The organism is Arsukibacterium sp. (genome assembly GCF_036735525.1).
Lineage (GTDB): Bacteria > Pseudomonadota > Gammaproteobacteria > Enterobacterales > Alteromonadaceae > Alishewanella.
Genome location: NZ_DAINOE010000195.1, coordinates 1 through 2,070 on the forward strand (window position 1 = coordinate 1; position 2,070 = coordinate 2,070).

At 50.7% G+C, this 2,070-nt stretch carries 2 protein-coding genes; both read left to right on the forward strand.

Features of this window, described 5'->3' with window-relative positions:
* Positions 1-144: 144 nt before the first annotated feature.
* The gene (istA, locus tag V7D78_RS17205) at positions 145-1,167 is read left to right on the forward strand and encodes an IS21 family transposase (protein WP_333609677.1); all 1,023 of its coding nucleotides are present in this window, start codon (positions 145-147) and stop codon (positions 1,165-1,167) included.
* Positions 1,164-1,946, forward strand: coding sequence for an IS21-like element helper ATPase IstB (gene istB / locus V7D78_RS17210; protein WP_333609678.1), 783 nt, complete (start codon positions 1,164-1,166; stop codon positions 1,944-1,946). The genes istA and istB overlap by 4 nt, the downstream gene beginning before the upstream one ends.
* Positions 1,947-2,070: the final 124 nt, after the last annotated feature.

A 2,070-nucleotide genomic window follows, 5' to 3' on the forward strand; every position in this document is an offset into this window, starting at 1 on the left:
GAGTCCATATTGACTCGTGCGTAAGCTGATGCCCCCATAAATGTCACCGACAATGTAAAACTGACCCACTAACGACAATTTAAAATTGACCCACCTGAGGCAAAATTGCCGCCGTCATTAATTCGATAAGGCGGTGTAATTTTAATGCTGACTCAGGAGTCATTAGTGGAAATTCATGTGTTACACCGGCAAGGTCACAGCATTCGTGCTATCGCCAAAACATTACATGTCTCGCGCAATACCGTGCGTAAGTACCTGCGGGATATTGCCAGAACGCCAGCCTATAGCGAACGTGCTGATCGGGCTTCAAAACTTGACCCATTTAAGACGTATCTGATGGAGCGCATCGCGGCGGCTAAGCCTGATTGGATACCGGCAACGGTATTGTTCCGTGAGATCCAGGCTAAAGGATTTACTGGCAAAGAAGGTATTCTGAAGAACTATATCCGGCCTCTTAAACCACAGCAGCATGAGCCGGTGAAGCGCTTTGAAACGGCACCTGGCCAACAGCTACAAATCGACTTTACTACCATTCGCCGCGGGCGTTATAAGCTTAAAGGCTTTGTTGCGACCTTGGGGTTTAGCCGCGCTACCTATGTTCGATTTAGTGAATATGAGCGCCAGGAAGACTGGCTGTTGGGCATTGAGGCTGCACTGGATTACTTCGGTGGCGTGCCTAAAGAGCTGCTGTTTGATAATGCCAAATGCATCATGATTGAACGCGATGCCTACGGTGAAGGTGCGCACCGCTGGAATGCCAAGCTACTGGAAATGGCTAAAGATTACGGCTTCAAACTTAAAGCCTGCCGTCCTTACCGGGCAAAAACCAAGGGCAAGGTTGAGCGCTTCAATGGCTATTTAAAAGGCAGTTTTATCACGCCACTGGCTGCCAGCTTAAAACAGGCTGGCCTCGTGCTCGATGTTGACACCGCGAATGCGCATATCGGCCCCTGGCTACATGATGTCGCCAATCAGCGCATCCATGGCACGACTGGCGAGAAGCCTGCGGTGTTACTGGCGAAAGAGCGCTTGAGCTTACAGGCGCTACCCAGCGGGATTAAACCGCGCCAAGCTGACATCAGGCAGACCACGCGCTATGCAATGCCAAGGGAAAGCTTGCAGCATCCGTTATCGGTGTATGACCAACTGCTGGAGGTACGGCCATGAACCTGCAACTTCAGCGCATACAACATGCCTGTGAGGTATTAAAACTGCCGGCCATGGCAACCGAATGGTCAGCTATCGCTGACCACAGTGCTGCCCAAGGTAAAAGCTTCGCCGACTTCCTCGAAAGCCTGTTGCAAAGCGAACTGGATGCCAGAATGCAGCGCACGCGGGAGATGTTACTCAAAACCGCTGGCTTACCAGCAATAAAGCACTTCGATGATTATGACTTCCGCTTCGCCACCGGCGCACCACGCAAACAACTACTGGAGCTGACCAGCCTGGCCTTTATTGAGCGCCAGGAAAATATCGTCCTGCTTGGCCCCAGTGGCGTGGGCAAAAGCCATCTGGCGATAGCTCTGGCATACAGTGCCATTATGCGAGGTATCAAAGTGCGCTTTATTACCGCGGCAGATTTAATGCTGCAACTGGCGACAGCAAAGAAACAGGGCCGCCTGGAGGCCTATTTAAAGCGCAGTGTGCTATCACCAAAACTGTTGGTGATAGATGAAATCGGCTACCTGCCGTTTGGCCGGGATGAAGCCAATCTGTTCTTTAACGTGATAGCGAAACGCTATGAACAAGGCAGTGTTATTGTGACCAGTAACCTGCCGTTCTCACAGTGGTCAACGGCGTTTGCTGATGATCAAACCCTAACTGCGGCGCTACTAGACAGGCTGTTACATCATGCGCATATCGTGCAAATCAGCGGGAATAGTTATCGGTTAAAAGGCAAAAGAACAGCGGGTGTCATACCGGCAGCAGAAAGTACGTTAAGTTGAAAAGAAACCCGGGGTGGGTCAAATTTAGATTACCGTTTTAAGCGGTAAGTGGGTCAAAATTGGATTGCCGTTGACAAAACACCATAGCATCGGCGTCGGCGCTTCCCTGGATAGTCAGATAATT

What these genes read in the sequence shown, in the direction of transcription:
- istA (WP_333609677.1), top strand. Translation starts at nt 145, where the DNA reads ATGCTGACTCAGGAGTCATTAGTGGAAATTCATGTGTTACACCGGCAA.
- istB (WP_333609678.1), top strand. Translation starts at nt 1,164, where the DNA reads ATGAACCTGCAACTTCAGCGCATACAACATGCCTGTGAGGTATTAAAA.